The following is a 15,480-nucleotide window of genomic DNA, read 5'->3' on the forward strand; positions in this document are numbered from 1 at the left end:
CCGTAGACCGTGGGGCTCCTGTCGTGCTTCTCGGGTCAGCCGGCGGGCTGCGGCGGCGGGGTGAAGTGGTGGCCCCAGAACGCACCGTCGGTGATCTCGTAGACGGGCACCGGCTCCGGCACCTGCAGGCCGTTCCAGCCGAACTCGACGGCGTAGTTCTCCGGGGACCACACGTAGAAGGACACCATGTGGTCGTTGGTGTGCTTGCCGAGCGAGTGCATCATCGGGACGTCGAGTTTCGCGGCCCGGTCCAGGGCGCGGCCCACGTCGTCCAACGTCCTGCCCTCGACCATGAAGTGCAGCAGCCGCCCGGGGCCGGGCGCCGGAGTGACGCCCAGGGTGTGGTGGCGGGGGTTGCAGCCCATGAACCACGTGGTGCCGCCCGGTGAGCGCATCGTGTTGCGCTCGATGAAGCCGAGGGTGTTGACGTAGAAGTCGAAGGTGCCCCGCGCGTCCTCGGCGGAGACGATCGCGTGCCCGAAGCCCATGTCACCGGTCAGGAAGCCCGAGACCAGCGGCGTGTGCACCGGGACATGGTCGAGGATCGCGCCGTAGAACAGCTCGACCGGGTTGCCGCCCGGGTCGTTGAACTTGACGAAGCCGGTGACCCTGCGTTCGGCCGCCTCGTCCTCGGTGCCGGCGGTCACCTTGATGCCGGTCTTCTCGACGTCGGCGACGAGCCGCGCCAACTCCCGCTCGTCGATGACCTCGAAGCCGAGCGCGGTCATCCCGCTCTGCGAACCGGGGGAGACCACGATGCGCGCCGGATAGTCGTCCATCCGGTAGTAGAGGGATTCCGGGTCGCCGCCCTCAACTGGCATGAGGCCGAGGAAATCCGCCCCGAACACCTTCCATTTCCCGATGTCGCTGGACTCCAGCCGTACATACCCGAGTGAGCGCACACCCATCAGGTTCTCCCATCACCGTCGTCAACTCCTGGCAGCCCGACGCTAATCAGCGCGGCGGACCAGGTGCCGTGCACGTCCCACTGATCGGGAGGAGTCGGGCGCCCGGCCGGGACGCGGTGGCACGGTGACGGTCGCCTGTCATCCCGCGACCGGAGGCCACGCACCGTCATGACACTCACCGCTGAGGACACGCTGCGCGAACTGCGCACCGCCGAGGGTACGTTGCGCTACCACGAGGCGGGCGACGGGCCGCCCCTGCTCCTGTTGCACGGCTCGGGTCCGGGCGTCACCGGCTGGCGCAACTACCGGGGAAATCTCCCGGTGTTCGCGCAGCACTTCCGCTGCCTCGCCCTGGAATTCCCCGGGTTCGGGGTCAGCGATCCGACCGACGAGAACCCCATGATGGCGGCGCCCAAGGCCGTCCTGCGCTTCCTCGACGGCCTCGGCCTCGACCGCGTCGACGTCATCGGGAACTCCATGGGCGGCTTCGTCGCCGCCGGACTCGCCGTTGCCCACAAGGACTTGTTCCGCAGGGTCGTCACCATCGGCGGCGTGGGCCGCAACATCCTCTCGCCGGGCCCCAGCGAAGGCCTCAACCTGCTGGTCGAGTTCGCCGAGAACCCGACCCGCGAGAACCTGGTCCAGTGGTTGCGGTCGATGGTCCACGACCCGGCCCTCCTCACCGAGGAACTCGTCGAGGAACGCTGGCAGACCGCCACCGTCCCCGCGACCCTGGAGGCCTCCCGCCGGATCTACGGCCGTCAGGCCATGGCCGCGATGCAGGCCGCGCAGGCGCACTCCGACCAGCCCATCTGGGCCGCTCTCCACAAGATCACCGCGCCGACTCTGCTGACGTGGGGCCGCGACGACCGGGTCACTCCGCTGGAGAGCGCGCTGATCCCGATGCGTACGATTCCGAAAGCGGAACTGCATGTGCTGCCCGACTGCGGCCACTGGGCCATGATCGAGCAGAAGGAGGCCTGGGAGAGCGCCGTCCTGGCCTTCCTGACCCGCTCCGAGGCATCCTGAGCGTCGGCGGGAGCACCGGACGACATGGGGGGCGACGTGGCGAGACCCGCTGAGGGACGGCAGCCCGCGGCCCCGATGTCGAGCAGCCAGATCGCCCGCCGGGTCCGCATCCTCCGCGCCGCCTCCGAACTCGGCGCCCGCGAGGGCCTCGCCAGTGTGCAGATGCACGACGTGGCCAAGGAGGCCGGCGTCGCCATCGCCACGCTGTACCGCTACTTCCCGTCCAAGCCGTACCTGTTCATGGCCGTCCTGGAGTGGCACATCGAGCAGTATCTCGGCAGCCACGAGCACATGGCTGCCGCCGAAGGCACGGACGCCGCCGCCGAGGTCGCCGAGTTGCTCATCACGCTGAGTGTGAAGCTGCTGGACAGCCCCCTGCTCGCCTCGGCCGTGGCGCTCTCGTCGTTCACCGAGTACGCGACCGCCGTCCCGGCCCGCATCGACATCGTCGACAGCGCCCTGGGACAGGCCATCCTGCGCCTCCTCGGCGCCGACGAGGCCTCGGAGACCGACCGCAGCAGGGCGCGGCTGCTCATCTACGGCTGGTGGGGTCTGTTCGTGGCCATGCTCACCGAGGAGATCTCCACCGAAGAGGCGGAGACCAACATGCGCCTGGCCGCGCGGCTGCTCCTCACGCCGTAGCCGGCCGAACGGTGCCCGCGGAGAATGTGAAGCAATTCTTACGTCCCCCCGGTCGCGGGGTCATTTCCCGTATTCCGTAGGTAGCTTGGTTCCCGTCGGCGGCAGCCCGTTCCTCTTGCCGCCGATTCCCAGCGGAATCAAGAACAGGAAGTTCGGCATGCGGAAAATCGGGTTTGTCGGCGTGGCTCTCGTTGCCCTTTCCTTCACGCTCACGGCGTGCGGCGGGTCCGACAACAGCGACTCCACCTCGAAAGCGGCGCCCACCATGTCGGCCACGAAGGCGGCTGTGCAGTCGGCGGACAGGACGGGAATGTTCGCGGGCCTCAACGGCAAGAAGGTGACCGGCGCCGCGAAGGTGAGCGATTCGGGCGTCACGCTCTCCGGCTTCTCCTCCGACGAGGGCCCGGACCTGCACGTCTACCTCACGAACGGCACGGATGAGGCTGCCGTGTCGGCGGGCAAGCAGCTCGGAGCCGTCAAGTTCGACGAGAAGTCCCAGATGTTCGCGCTCAACGGCGTCGACGCGGCCATGTACACCAACGTGGTCATCCACTGCGACAAGGCGAAGGCGGTATTCGGCGCCGCGAAACTGTCATGAAGACGTTCTTTTCGCGCCCGACTCTGATCGCGTCGGCTGTTGTCGGCGCGGCCAGAGTCGCCCTCGGCGTCCTCTGGCTCCATGAGGGGACGTTGAAATACCGGGCGCATTTCGGCGCGGCGGACATCTTGCTGGTGGCGAACAGTGCGAAGTCGAACAGTCGGGTTCCGGGTTTCTTCAAAAGCTTCGCGGATTTCGCTCTCGCCGGCTGGCCGCATTTCTTCGGCTTCGCGATGCCCCTTCTGGAGACAACGCTGGGCGTCGTCCTGGTGATGGGGGTGTTCTCGCTGCCCGCGTCTCTGATGTCCGCCTTCACACTGCTGACGTACTGGAGCGCGGACCAGCTCATCACCGAGTATCCGGTGATGGCGGCCCTGTCGATGGTGGTCATCGCCTGGCCGCTGCTGGCCTCACGCTTCTCCGTGACGACTCTCGCGGAGAGGGCGGTGGTCCGGAGGCGTCCTGACCTGGTGGTGTTCCAGGAGCCGTTCCGCCGCTGGCTCTGAGCGTCAGGTCGTAGCGCTCGCGATGTCCAGCACCGCCAGATAGGAGAACGCGACACTCGAACCGATCGGCGTTCCCGCGCCCGGGTACACGCGTCCCGACATCGCGGCGGCCGTGTTCCCGGACGCGTACAGGCCGTCGATCGGGGTGCCGTCCGGGCGCAGCACGCGCGCGTGCTCGTCGATCCTCAGGCCGCCCTTGGTGCCGATGTCGGAAGGGAGGATGGTCGCCACGTAGTACGGCGGAGTGTCGAGCGGCAGCAGCAGGGGGTTGGGCCAGTCCGGGGTGGGCGGTGCCGGGTAGTTGAGTTCGGGAAGGGCGGGGAAGCCCAGCACGTGGTGGGCGATCCGGTCCCAGGGCGTCTCGCCGCGGTGGAACTTCTCGTCGATCCCGGCGTGCGCGTAGCCGTTGAACTCCTCGACGGTCGCGCGCAGGGCATCGAGCGGTACGTCGATCAGCTTCGCCAACTCCTCAAGGGAATCAGCCCTCTTGAGCGCGCCGGATGCGAACCACTCGGCGCGGACCGGCTCGTCGTACGGGCCGCCGAAGCCGTCCCGGTCCAGCTGGCGTTGGTCGATGATCCAGTGGGCGGGGATGTGCGAAACCCCTGTCGTGGTGTGCAGGCGGACGATCTCGCGGCCCGCCTGGTCGTAGGGGCGGGCCTCGTTGACGAAGCGTTCGCCCGCCGCGTTGACCCAGATTCCGCCCCGCGTGCCGGTGTGGAACAGCGGGAGGCCGTCCGGCCACACCAGTCCCGGCACATACCAGGCCGCGTCGAGCAGATCGGTGTCGGCGCCGATCGCCATTCCGGCCCGGAGCGCGTCGCCCGTGTTGCCCGGCGCGCCGTGCGTCCACTCGCTCGCGCGCTCCGGAACCGGCTGGTACTTCTCGCGCAGCTCCTGGTCGCGCTCGAAACCGCCGGCCGCGAGGATCACCCCGCCCGTGGCACGGAACGTGACCGGTTCGCCGTCGCTCACCGCCCGCACACCGACGACCCGGCCGTTCTCGACGACCAGGCTCTCGAACGCGGTGTTGAGGCGCAGCGAACCGTGGCCCGTCTCCAGGAAGGCCGCGAGCGTCCGGCCGATCAGTGCGCGGCCGCCGCTGAGGACCGGGCCTTCGGCGCGTCCCCATCGCTCGGCGGGCAGACAGGTGCGCACCAGCGGTGCGTGCTCGCCGAGTTCGGCGACGGTGACCTGAGGCGGGAAGATGGTGTGGCCCGCGGGGGAGGCGCCGTCGATCTCCGGGTAGTAGTCCGGCACCGGTCCGTACTCGAACGACCGGAACCACGGGTTCTGCTCCAGCTCGTCGATCACTTGGGCACCGGCCCGCAGATACGCGTCCTGAAGCGGCTCCCGGGAGTCGTCGTCGACGACGGTGCGCAGATACGCCCTTGCGTCTTCGATGCTCTCGTCCAGACCGGCCCGCCTCAGCGGCGCGGAGCCGGGGAACCACAGACCGGCACCGGAGTAGGCGGTCGTGCCGCCGACCTGGTCGGTCTTCTCGACGACGAGCGTGCGCAGGCCGCGCGACGCCGCGGCACAGGCACCGACCAGACCCCCGCCCGACCCGACGACGATCACGTCGTAGATGTCCTCGTTGCTGGTCATCCTGACCTCCTCAGGTGTGCTGACGAACTCGACGGCCGAGCGCGGCTCAACGCCACAACCTTTCGCGATGTGCCGGCGACGGTATCGAGCCACTTCGACGGCTCCGGCCGGTCATCTCGCTGAGCGAGACCGGTTGTCCACGCGCGGAGCGAGTCCCGGTGAGCGGAACGCGCGGGACCGCGATCGGGCACGGATGCCCAGGCTGGAGACCATCACGAGGTGAGGATGCGAATGACTGACATCTGGGAACCGAGGGCCGTGGCGGACCGTGAGGCGGCGGTGGCCGAGGCGGTCGTACGACTCACCCGCGCCGCCCGTGACCGCCAACCCTGCCCGCCCGTACGGGACTTGCTCGGCGCGAGCGACATCAGCCTCGCCTACGCCGTCCAACAGCGCGTCGTGGCCGACCGGATCGCGGCCGGAGCACGCGTCGTCGGCCGCAAGATCGGGCTGACCTCCGAGGCGGTACAGCGCCAAGTGGGCGTCGACCGGCCCGACTTCGGGGTGCTCCTCGCCGACATGGACGTCAGCGCACTGCCGGCCGTGCCGAGCGGGCGGCTGCTGCAGCCCCGGGTCGAGGCGGAGATCGCCTTCGTCCTCGCCGCCGACCTCGACGACGACGGTCTCGACATCGAGCGGGTCCGCTCCGCCGTCGCGTACGCGGTCGCCGCGTTGGAGATCGTGGACAGCCGGGTCGCCGAATGGGACATCGCGATCACGGACACCGTCGCCGACAACGCGTCCAGCGGTCTGTTCGTACTGGGCGCCGAACAGGTCGAGTTGAAGGCGTTCGAACCCCGGGACGTGACCATGCGGCTGTACGCCGACGGCAAGCTCGCGTCGGCGGGCGACGGCACCGCCTGCCTCGGCGACCCGCTTGCCGCGCTGCTCTGGCTGGCGCGCACCGCCCGGGAGTTCGGCGACCCGCTGCGGGCGGGTCAGGTCGTGCTCTCCGGCGCGCTCGGCCCGCTCGTCCCCACCCCGCCAGGAACCACCGTACGGGCCGAACTGACGGGCCTCGGCACGGTGGCCGCGACCTTCTCACCCAAGGACCGAGGATGACGAAGACCAAGGTGGCCGTCATCGGCTCCGGCAACATCGGAACCGACCTGATGATCAAGGTGCTACGCCTGTCCGACACCCTGGAGATGGCCGCGATGGTGGGCATCGACCCGGACTCGGACGGCCTCGCCCGCGCCGCGCGCCTGAAGGTGCCCATCACGCACGAGGGCGTGGACGGGCTGATCCGGATGGACGGCTTCGACGACATCGAGATCGTCTTCGACGCGACCTCGGCGAAGGCGCACGTCGAGAACGCCAAGTGCCTTGCCCCGTACGGCAAACGGCTCGTCGACCTCACCCCTGCCGCCATCGGTCCGTACGTCGTACCGCCGGTGAACCTCGACGAGCACCTCGCCAACGATGTCGACAACCTCAACCTGGTCACCTGCGGCGGCCAGGCCACCATCCCGATCGTGCACGCGGTCAGCCGGATCACACCCGTGCCCTACGCCGAGATCGTCGCCTCGATCGCCTCGAAGTCCGCCGGACCCGGAACCCGCGCCAACATCGACGAGTTCACCGAGACCACCTCCGCCGCGATCGAGAAGGTGGGCGGTGCCCGGCGGGGCAAGGCGATCATCGTGCTCAACCCGGCCGAACCTCCGTTGATCATGCGGGACACGGTGTACTGCCTGATCGGTGACGCGGACCAGGAGCAGATCCGGGCCTCGGTCGAGGGCATGGTGGACGCGGTCGCCGAGTACGTGCCCGGCTACCGGCTCAAGCAGCAGGTGCAGTTCACCCCGATACCGGCCGGCGATCCGATCCACACGCTCTTCAGCGGCGACGCCTCCGAGGTCACCACCAAGGTGTCCGTCTTCCTCGAAGTCGAGGGCGCCGCCCACTACTTGCCCGCCTACGCCGGCAACCTCGACATCATGACCTCGGCCGCCCTGCGGGTCGCCGAACGCATCGCCCGGAGCTTCTCCAGCGAGGTGACCCGGTGACCCCCAGGCTCTACGTCCAGGACGTCACCCTGCGGGACGGCATGCACGCCATCCGGCACCGGATCACGCCCGCGAACGTGGCCGCCATCAGCGCGGCCCTGGACCGGGCGGGCGTGGACGCCATCGAAGTCGCCCACGGCGACGGCCTGTCGGGCGGCAGCCTCAACTACGGCCCCGGCAGCAACACCGACTGGGAGTGGATCGAGGCGGCTGCCGGCGCCATCCACCGCGCGACCCTGACGTCCCTGCTGCTGCCCGGCATCGGCACCATCGCCGAACTCAAGCAGGCGTACTCCCTCGGCGTCCGCTCGGTCCGCGTCGCCACCCACTGCACCGAGGCCGACGTGGCGGCCCAGCACATCGCCATCGCCCGCGAACTCGGCATGGACGTCTCCGGCTTCCTGATGATGGCCCACATGACCGACCCCGCCGAACTCGCCCGCCAGGCACGGCTGATGGAGTCCTACGGCGCACACTGCGTCTACGTCACCGACTCCGGCGGCCGGCTGACCATGGACGGCGTACGCGACCGTATCCGCGCCTACCGCGACGTGCTCGACCCGGACACCCAGATCGGCATCCACGCGCACGAGAACCTCTCCCTCTCGGTCGCCAACTCGGTGACGGCGGTGGAGGAAGGCGTGACCCGGGTGGACGCGTCCCTGGCCGGACAGGGCGCGGGCGCCGGCAACTGCCCGATCGAGCCCTTCGTCGCCGTCGCCAACCTCCTTGGCTGGGAGCACGGTTGTGACCTGTTCGCCCTCCAGGACGCCGCCGACGACCTGGTGCGCCCGCTCCAGGACCGCCCGGTGCGCGTCGACCGGGAGACCCTGACCCTCGGCTACGCGGGCGCCTACTCCAGCTTCCTGCGGCATGCCGAGACGGCGGCCGGACAGTACGGCCTAGACGCCCGCACGATCCTTCAGGAGGTCGGCAGGCGGGGGCTGGTCGGCGGGCAGGAGGACATGATCGTGGACATCGCGCTCGACCTGACGCGCGGCTGTTGATCGCGCGTTGTCGCTGAGCCGCTCCCCGGGTTCGTGCACCGGGGAGCGGCATTTTCGTGCATTGTTTAGACCGGGCGTACCAATAAACTCGTGCACGCCTCTTGGCCGGGCTCCGATGCCATTGATACGTTGACGCAGGCGCCGAACTAGAATTGATTTCAGTTTGAGCAGAGAGGCATTGACGATGACGTCTGCCCTTCGCCTGGACCCGCGATACGAGGCCGACCGGCATGCGCTGCCGCCGTCGATGATGGAGCGCGTGACGCTGATCATGGACCTCTTCGAGCGGCCCCAGACACACCTCACCCTCGAAGTGGTGTCCCGCCGGACCCACCTCCCGCGCTCCACCACCCACCGGATCCTCGACCAACTGGTGCGCCTGGACTGGCTGCACCACACGGTCGCCGGGTACGCGCTCGGGCCGCGCGCACTCGGTCTGGGCGGGCGGGAGATCGGGCACAGCACGCTGCGCGCGGCGGCAGCACCCCAACTCCTCGACCTGGCCGTCCGGACGAAGATGGTCGTCCATCTCGCCGTGCTCGACGGCCCGGAGATCTACTACCTCGACAAGGTGGGCGGCCGGGCGGCGGTCGACATCCCCTCCCGGGTCGGCGGGCGGGCGGTCGCCCACTGCACCGGTCTCGGCAAGGCGATGCTGGCCTGGCTGAGTCCGGAGGAGATCGACGCCCGGTACCAGAAGGCGATGGAGTGCCGCACTTCGCACAGCATCGGCCGACTCGACCTCCTGCACCGGGAGTTGGGCACCGTACGCCGTCGCAACGGGCTGGCGATCGACCGGGGCGAGTGTTTCCCCGACCTCGGCTGCGTGGGCCTCGCCCTGCGCGGACCCGACGGTCCGGTCGGCGCGATCTCGGTCGTCGGGGACGGCCGCGCCCCGCTGGAACTGGTCGCTCCGCTGGTCGTGAATGCAGTGCGGGCCGTGTCCGAGGAGTTGTTCGGGGGCGGGGAGACGTACCGGCGGGAGGTGGTGGAGGCGGTGACCTCGTAGCCGGGCGGGCGGGTCAGGCCGCCGCGGGGTGCACGGAGAGCAGGTCCGCGAGGTCGACGCGGGTCAGGAACTCGCGGCGGATGCGGTCGGCCACGACGGAGACCACCTCGGAGCCGTCCTCGGCCGGGTCGATGTGCACCCGGTACGGACGCTGTCCGGAGGGGAGCGCGACGATGCGGGCGATCTCGTCCGAGACCAATGAGGCGTCCGCGCCCTCGGGCTCCAACGCGGCGAGCTTCTCGGCGACTTGACTCATCAGGCCGGTGTACCGCGTCTCGTACTCCGCCTCGACCGCGCCGTCCGCCGGGTGCCCGGAGTGGGCGAAGTGGTTCGTGCCGCTGGTGAACGAACCGGGCACCACGATGGACGTCTCCACACCCCAACGGGCCAGCTCGGCCGCGTAACTGACGGCGAGGGAGTCCATCGCGGCCTTGGCGGCGAAGTACGGCGCCAGATACGGCGGCGTGCCGCCCTTGACGCTCGAACTCGACACCCAGATCACCAGACCCCGGCCGGCCTCGCGCAGATGGGGCAGCGCGGCGCGGTTGACGCGCTGGGTGGAGAGGACGTTGACGTCGTACAGCTCGGCGAGCTGTTCCGGCGTGAAGGCCTCGGCCGGTCCGGTGACCATGTGGCCGGCGTTGTGGATCAGGACGTCGATGCGGCCGTGTTCGGAGACGACCTGGTCGATCGCCGCGTCGACGGAGGCCTGCGCGTTCACGTCGAGTTCTATGGAGCGCAGGTCGACACCGTGTTCCTTCGCGTAGGCGGCGGCTGCCTGGACCTGCGGCGCGTTACGGGTGCCGGTCTGGCGCATGCCGGCGTAGACGATGCTGCCCCGGCGCGCGAGAGTGCGGGCGGTGAGGGCGCCGAAGCCGCTGGACGCGCCGGTGATGACGACGATGTTGTTCATGGGATTCGCTCCTTGAAGGGGGTGGCTCAGGCCAGCCCGCCGTTGGCGTACAGGACCTGGCCGTTGATCCAGCGGGCCGGGCCCGCGAGGAAGGCGACCGACTCCGCGATGTCGTCCGGGGCGCCGAGGCGCTCCAGCGGGGCGGCCTTGGCGAGGTTCTGGATCGTTGCCTCGTCCTTGCCGTCGAGGAAGAGGGATGTCGCGGTGGGGCCGGGGGCGACCGTGTTGACGGTGATGTCCTTGCCGCGCAGCTCGCGGGCCAGGACCAGGGTCATCGCCTCGACCGCGGCCTTGCTCGCCACGTAGCCGCCGTACGTCGGGAACTTGGTGCGGGTGACGGTGGTGGAGAAGTTGATGATCGCGCCGCCCGCGCGCACCCGGCGGGCCGCCTGCTGGGAGACGACGAACGTGCCGCGGATGTTGGTGCGGTGCATGCGGTCGAGGTCGTCGAGGTCCATGGTCGCGATGGGGGAGAGGACCATGATCCCGGCGGTGTTGACGACCACGTCGATGCCGCCGAACTCCGCCTCGACCGCGTCGAAGGCGGCGGCCATCTCCTGCTCGTCGGCCACGTCGCCGCCGACCGGGACGGCCCGGCCGCCGGCCGCGGTGATCGCGGCGACCGTCTCGTCGGCGCGGGACTTGTTGCCGGCGTAGTGCACGCCGACCGCGATGCCGTCCTTGGCGAGGCGCTCGGCGACCGCGCGGCCGATGCCGCCGGAGCCGCCGGTGATCAGGGCGACGCGGGTGGGGGTGGCGGTGTCAGTCATGGTGAGGGGCCTTCCGTGAGGCGGGGTGCTGCGGGGAGACGGGGATCTGCGTGAGCCACTGCCCGAGCAGGGCCGACTCCGCCGGGGTGAACGGTTCGGGGGTGAGGTCGTCGAGGGACGAGAGCAGCGTGGTCGCGGCGGCGGCGCGGGTGTCAGCGGCCGTGGTGTCCGCCGCGGGGTCGAGCAGGATCGCCTGGTGGATCGCGTCGCGGACCAGCCTCGACAGGCCGGAGTCCGGATACAGCGTGGGACGAGTGATCAGCGCCAGGGACACCCCGGTGTTCGCCGACATGACCATGCGTGCCGCGATCTCCGGTGCGACCCGGAGACGGCCCTGCGCGGCGAGCCGCTCAAGGTCCCCGCGGAGGATGCGCATCGCCTCCTCCGCCGCCGCGGGCACGGAACGGAGCGCCGGGGCGAACATCAGCTTGTAGGCGTTGGGGTGCGCCAGTGCGAACGCGGTGTGGCTGTCCCAGCCGGCCCGGAGGTCCCGCAGTGGGTCCTCGGACTTCTCCGCGGCCCGCTTCGTCTCCAGGTACTGGTCCCACACGTGGTCGACCGTCGCCGCCAGCAGCCCGTCCTTGTCGCCGAACAGCCGGTACAGCACGGGCTGTTGGACCCCCGCCGCCTCACACACCGCACGCGTCGAGACGTCGCCGCTCGGCGACTGGGCGATCAGCTCCGCCGCCGCCTCGATTATCAGCGATCTCGTGTTCATGTAATCGACGATAACAGGGATCCGTATCGCTGACAACAGTCTTCTGTTAGCGGTGAAAATGCGGGCGGCGGTCGGAGCCGGGAGGCAGGGGAGGGGAGAACAAAGGGGCGCCCCCGCCGCATCGACACGCGATACGACGGAGGCGCCCCTGGTCGCCGGACAGGCTCAGGACTGCACGGCGAGTTGGAAGGCCTGCGCGGTGGAGCCGTCGCAGGTCCGTTGGGTGAGCTGGACACTGTTCGTCGCCGCCGTGGCGGCGGTCAGGCACTTACCGCTGTGCCGGGCGACGAAGTGGTAGGCCCCGCTCGTCTCCTTCACGGGCTGCCACTGCTGGTTCGTGCCACCGGAGTACGCCCACAGCTGCAACGGCGCGTTGTCCGCCGTCGAGCGGTCGGTCACGTCGATGACCTGAGCCGGGTTGCCGCGCGCGGTGATCTCCATGTACCCGCTGTCGGTGGAGCGGAACTGGTACTGCTGTGCCGCCGTGCCGTTGCAGGCGTACTGCTGGATCGCCGTCCCGTTGGCCGTGGCCGCCGAACGGGCGTCGACGCACGTGCTGTTGCCGCTGTTCTTCACGGAATACCACGAGGTCTCCGAGATCGGGGTGTCCGTCGGCGGCGTCGAAGTGTCGCCCCCGCCCAGCCACTTGAGCCCGTTCAGCAGGAACTGATTCTGGGTGGCGCTCGCGAACGTCGACGACAGCCGCGTGTTGGTCGTGTAGTTCATCGCGTTGTGGCCGAAGTTCGCGTACAGCATCTTGTACTTCGTGTTGGTCCAGATGATCGGGTAATACCCGCTGTACCAGGACTGGTTGGGATCCGTGCCGACCGGGAAGCTGCTCGGGTCGATCGACGCCAGGATCTTGATGTCCGGATTCTGCCGCAGGTCGTTGGACCAGCTGTACCACTCGCTGACCGACGAGGTGAACGTGGCCGGCAGGTTCGCGGTGGGCGGGATCGAGTGGTCCTCCACCTTCAGGGTGACCGCGGTCGGACCCCAGGTGTTGGACACGAAGTTCCCCGAGCCGAGGAACGTGTTGTGGTACCAGGACCAGCTCGCCGCGTCCGTCGTGAAGGCGGAGACATGGAAGCCCATGAAGCCGCCGCCGTTTCTCATGTACGTCTCGAAACCGGTGCGTTGGGCGGACGTCTGCGGCAAGTCGTCGAGGAACAGCACGACTTGGTAGGCATTGACCCCGCCGTTGGCGAGCAGGTCCCAGTTGGTGCTGGACGTGTAGGTGAAGCCGTTCGCCGCGGCCTGCTGCGGGAACCAGACGTTCGCCTCCTTCTCGAAGTCGATGTGCGCCGCGTCGTACGTCCCGCTGTACAGGCCGAGAACCTTGAACGGCGTGGCCGCGGTGCTCGCGTGGGCGGCGGGCGGTGCCACCGCGAAGCCCAGCACCGTCGCCAGGAGGAGCAGGACCCGCAGGGCCGCGCGGGTGGAACCGGATCTGATGGTGTTCATCTGGTGATCGATCCTTTCCCTGCGGTCTACGGGTAGTTGGTCAAGTAGGCGACGTTGGTACTGGAGTTGGACGGTCCGCCGGTGCTGTTGATGATGTGGCTGATCGTGCCGACCCCGCCCAGCGAGACGGTCACCATGTCGTGGAACTTGACCCCGGACACGCTCGGCACCTCGAAGGAGTGGTCGGCGACCACGCTGGAGTTGGAGCTGAAGTAGCAGTAGCTGCCAAGTCCCCATGCCTCATGGGTGGTTACGTTGGCGGCGACCTTGTAGGCGGGGTAGCCCTTGCCGCTGCCGTTCATCCACGAGGCCTGGTTCGGCGGGTCGTAGGGCATCTCGTTCTGGAAGAAGTACGTTCTGCCGCCGTTGCCGTTCCAGACGACCTGGGTCTTCTGGAAGTGCTCGACGAAGAGGCCGTAGGCCGTGACGTTGGCGCCGTTGACGATCAGCCCGGTGTCCGCCGTGTTCGTGGTCCAGCCGACCGTGCCCGAGTTGCCGTGGTCGGCGCGCCAGATCCAGGTGTGGTCGATGATCGTGTTGGCGCTGTTGATGACAAGGGAGTTGGTGGCCTTGCCGACGGTGGCGCCGCCGATGCGGACGAAGACATCGGACAACTGCGTCGGGTCGGACGCATGCGTGGCGGTCGAACCGGACGGGCCGATCTGCACCAGCGTCCCGGAGTTGGTGGTGCCCGCGTCGATCAGCAGGCCCGCCAGCTCGATGCCGTCCACGTCGGCGGTGGAGATCGCGGTGATCCCGCCGTCCGGCACGAAGGTGGCCAATCCCATGCCCAGCACGACCGTGTCGGGGCGCGTGATGTTGATCGTCTGGTTGAGGTGGTAGACGCCCGGGGTGACCAGCAGGTTCTTGCCGGCCGCGAGCGCGGTGTTCATGTCGGCCGCGGTGGCACCGGGCTTGACGATGTAGAACTGGTCGATCGGCAGGGACTTGCCCGCCGGGGTCTTCCCGCTCCACGTCGTGCCGACGGCGTTGGACTGCAACCCCGGTACGAACACCTGGTAGTTGCCCGCGCTGTCGACGTACAGGAAGGGCTTCTCACGGATCGTCGGGGAGCTGGCCACGTTGGTGTACGTCGGGAAGGACTGGGCGGGTGCGCCCTGGTCGCCGACGAAGACCATGTTCCAGTTGGAGCCGGACCAACTGCCCATCGTGGAGTTCCTGGTGAGGAACTGCTGCTGGGAGCCGGACTGGATCTGGCCGTCGACCTTGGTGTCGGAGATGAAGCCGCCGCTGGACCAACCGCCGTCGTCCAGCGCCAGGTTGCCCCGCACGTGCATGCGTCGGTACGGCGCGGCCTGCGAGACGGCCCAACGGTCGGTCCCACCAGTGGGGTTGACCGACAGGTTCTCGGCGTCGCGCCAGAAGTTCTGCGTCGCGTTGCCCTGGAACCAGTCCGCCTCCGCGTGCACCGCGCCGTTGATCGTCACGTCGTCCGGCGAGAAGCCGAGACCGGCGACCTGCGTGTAGAAGCCGACGTTGGCGTTGGCGCTGTACGTGCCCGGCTTGAACAGCAGGGCCTGGCGGGCCGAGCCGAACTGGTTGGTCTCCTGCTGGGAGAAGACCGAGTCCAGCTTGGACTGGATGCTGGAGGCCGACATCGACGGGTCGAACACCGTCACGTTGGGGCCGAAGTCCGGAGTGCCCGGCGGGTTCGTCGTGGCGCCCCCCAGGGTGAAGGACTGCGCGGCCGTCCCGTTGCAGGTGTACTGCGCCAACTGCACGCTGTCGGCGGTGGATGCGCTCGGGACGTCCAGGCACTTGCCGCTGTTGCGGTTGACGAAGTGGTAGGCGCCGTCGGCCTCGGCGACCGGCAGCCACTGCTGGTTGGCGCCGCTGGAGTACGTCCACAGCTGGACGAGCGCGGAGTCGGCGGTCGAGACGCCGGTGACGTCCCAGGCCTCGGCCGCGTTCAGATTGCTGTTCACGCGGTAGTAGCCGCCGTCGGTGGCGACCAACTGCCAGTTCTGCGCGGTGCTTCCGTTGCAGGTGTACTGCTGGACGGCGGTGCCGTCGGCACTCGCGGCCGAACGGGCGTCGACACATTTGCCGCTGCCCTTGTTGACCACGGTGGTGTAGCCGGTCGGTATCGCCGCGGCTGCCGTGCTCGCCGCACTCGCCGAGCCCTGCGCGGCGAACTCGATTCCGGTCACGGTGGTCGCCACGAGCGCGACGGCCGTGAGCGCTCTCGGTATGGGGTGGCGGCCGGTCAGTCTCTTCCGTCTGAGCACGGATTCTCCTGTGGTGATGGGGGGGGTTGGGGAGAAAAGGTCGGAGGGGG

Annotated in this window: 16 protein-coding genes; 8 read left to right on the forward strand and 8 right to left on the reverse strand. The window is 69.1% G+C overall.

Translation table 11 applies throughout. The features are described 5' to 3' along the window. Positions 1 to 35 precede the first annotated feature (35 nt). Positions 36 to 908, reverse strand: coding sequence for a VOC family protein (locus ACIBK4_RS17525; RefSeq protein WP_398995629.1), 873 nt, complete (start codon positions 906 to 908; stop codon positions 36 to 38). Between the two features lie 168 nt (positions 909 to 1,076). Here ACIBK4_RS17525 and ACIBK4_RS17530 point away from each other — a divergent pair, with 168 nt between their 5' ends. Continuing rightward, positions 1,077 to 1,937, forward strand: a complete 861-nt coding sequence (locus tag ACIBK4_RS17530; RefSeq protein ID WP_398995630.1) for an alpha/beta fold hydrolase — start codon at positions 1,077 to 1,079, stop codon at positions 1,935 to 1,937. Between the two features lie 36 nt (positions 1,938 to 1,973). Next, entirely contained in the window at positions 1,974 to 2,579 is a 606-nt protein-coding gene (locus tag ACIBK4_RS17535; protein ID WP_398995631.1) for a TetR/AcrR family transcriptional regulator, read from the forward strand. 60 nt (positions 2,580 to 2,639) lie between these two features. Here the strand turns inward: ACIBK4_RS17535 and ACIBK4_RS17540 are convergent, their stop codons facing one another. Beyond that, positions 2,640 to 2,855 (reverse strand): hypothetical protein, encoded by a 216-nt coding sequence (locus ACIBK4_RS17540; protein WP_234444410.1) that lies wholly within the window; start codon positions 2,853 to 2,855, stop codon positions 2,640 to 2,642. Between ACIBK4_RS17540 and ACIBK4_RS17545 the strand changes: the two genes are divergently transcribed. Together ACIBK4_RS17545 and ACIBK4_RS17550 are read left to right on the forward strand one after the other, a co-directional pair. Next, complete coding sequence (locus ACIBK4_RS17545; RefSeq protein WP_398995632.1) at positions 2,845 to 3,177, forward strand: DM13 domain-containing protein; 333 nt, start codon at positions 2,845 to 2,847, stop codon at positions 3,175 to 3,177. The two genes, ACIBK4_RS17540 and ACIBK4_RS17545, sit on opposite strands and share 11 nt — an antisense overlap. After that, positions 3,174 to 3,683 carry a hypothetical protein gene (locus ACIBK4_RS17550; RefSeq protein WP_398995633.1) on the forward strand — a complete coding sequence of 170 codons (510 nt, stop codon included), beginning with the start codon at positions 3,174 to 3,176 and terminating at the stop codon, positions 3,681 to 3,683. The genes ACIBK4_RS17545 and ACIBK4_RS17550 overlap by 4 nt, the downstream gene beginning before the upstream one ends. A 3-nt stretch (positions 3,684 to 3,686) precedes the next feature. On the opposite strand, the gene ACIBK4_RS17555 is transcribed toward ACIBK4_RS17550, so the two are convergent. Next, entirely contained in the window at positions 3,687 to 5,291 is a 1,605-nt protein-coding gene (locus ACIBK4_RS17555) for an FAD-binding protein (RefSeq protein ID WP_398995634.1), read from the reverse strand. A gap of 231 nt (positions 5,292 to 5,522) precedes the next feature. On the opposite strand from ACIBK4_RS17555, the gene ACIBK4_RS17560 reads away from it, so the two are divergent. The 4 genes from ACIBK4_RS17560 to ACIBK4_RS17575 all read left to right on the forward strand — a co-directional run bounded on the left by ACIBK4_RS17560 (position 5,523) and on the right by ACIBK4_RS17575 (position 9,316). After that, positions 5,523 to 6,353, forward strand: a complete 831-nt coding sequence (locus ACIBK4_RS17560; RefSeq protein WP_398995635.1) for a 2-keto-4-pentenoate hydratase — start codon at positions 5,523 to 5,525, stop codon at positions 6,351 to 6,353. Further along, complete coding sequence (locus ACIBK4_RS17565) at positions 6,350 to 7,300, forward strand: acetaldehyde dehydrogenase (acetylating) (protein WP_398995636.1); 951 nt, start codon at positions 6,350 to 6,352, stop codon at positions 7,298 to 7,300. Before ACIBK4_RS17560 ends, ACIBK4_RS17565 begins: the two co-directional genes overlap by 4 nt. After that, positions 7,297 to 8,307, forward strand: coding sequence for a 4-hydroxy-2-oxovalerate aldolase (dmpG, locus tag ACIBK4_RS17570; protein ID WP_398995637.1), 1,011 nt, complete (start codon positions 7,297 to 7,299; stop codon positions 8,305 to 8,307). Before ACIBK4_RS17565 ends, dmpG begins: the two co-directional genes overlap by 4 nt. 247 nt (positions 8,308 to 8,554) lie before the next feature. Next, positions 8,555 to 9,316, forward strand: coding sequence for an IclR family transcriptional regulator (locus tag ACIBK4_RS17575; RefSeq protein ID WP_398995782.1), 762 nt, complete (start codon positions 8,555 to 8,557; stop codon positions 9,314 to 9,316). A 13-nt stretch (positions 9,317 to 9,329) separates the two neighbouring features. Here ACIBK4_RS17575 and ACIBK4_RS17580 read toward each other — a convergent pair whose 3' ends face one another. The 5 genes from ACIBK4_RS17580 to ACIBK4_RS17600 all read right to left on the reverse strand — a co-directional run bounded on the left by ACIBK4_RS17580 (position 9,330) and on the right by ACIBK4_RS17600 (position 15,430). Further along, complete coding sequence (locus ACIBK4_RS17580; protein ID WP_398995638.1) at positions 9,330 to 10,229, reverse strand: SDR family oxidoreductase; 900 nt, start codon at positions 10,227 to 10,229, stop codon at positions 9,330 to 9,332. A 26-nt stretch (positions 10,230 to 10,255) separates the two neighbouring features. Next, positions 10,256 to 10,999 (reverse strand): SDR family oxidoreductase, encoded by a 744-nt coding sequence (locus ACIBK4_RS17585; protein ID WP_398995639.1) that lies wholly within the window; start codon positions 10,997 to 10,999, stop codon positions 10,256 to 10,258. Continuing rightward, positions 10,992 to 11,717 (reverse strand): TetR/AcrR family transcriptional regulator, encoded by a 726-nt coding sequence (locus ACIBK4_RS17590; protein ID WP_398995640.1) that lies wholly within the window; start codon positions 11,715 to 11,717, stop codon positions 10,992 to 10,994. Before ACIBK4_RS17590 ends, ACIBK4_RS17585 begins: the two co-directional genes overlap by 8 nt. 165 nt (positions 11,718 to 11,882) lie before the next feature. Then, positions 11,883 to 13,181 (reverse strand): ThuA domain-containing protein, encoded by a 1,299-nt coding sequence (locus ACIBK4_RS17595; RefSeq protein ID WP_398995641.1) that lies wholly within the window; start codon positions 13,179 to 13,181, stop codon positions 11,883 to 11,885. A gap of 26 nt (positions 13,182 to 13,207) precedes the next feature. Then, the gene (locus tag ACIBK4_RS17600; RefSeq protein WP_398995642.1) at positions 13,208 to 15,430 is read right to left on the reverse strand and encodes an RICIN domain-containing protein; all 2,223 of its coding nucleotides are present in this window, start codon (positions 15,428 to 15,430) and stop codon (positions 13,208 to 13,210) included. Positions 15,431 to 15,480: the final 50 nt, after the last annotated feature.

The sequence above is a fragment of the Streptomyces sp. NPDC050528 genome (assembly GCF_044457795.1).
Classification (GTDB): Bacteria; Actinomycetota; Actinomycetes; order Streptomycetales; family Streptomycetaceae; genus Streptomyces.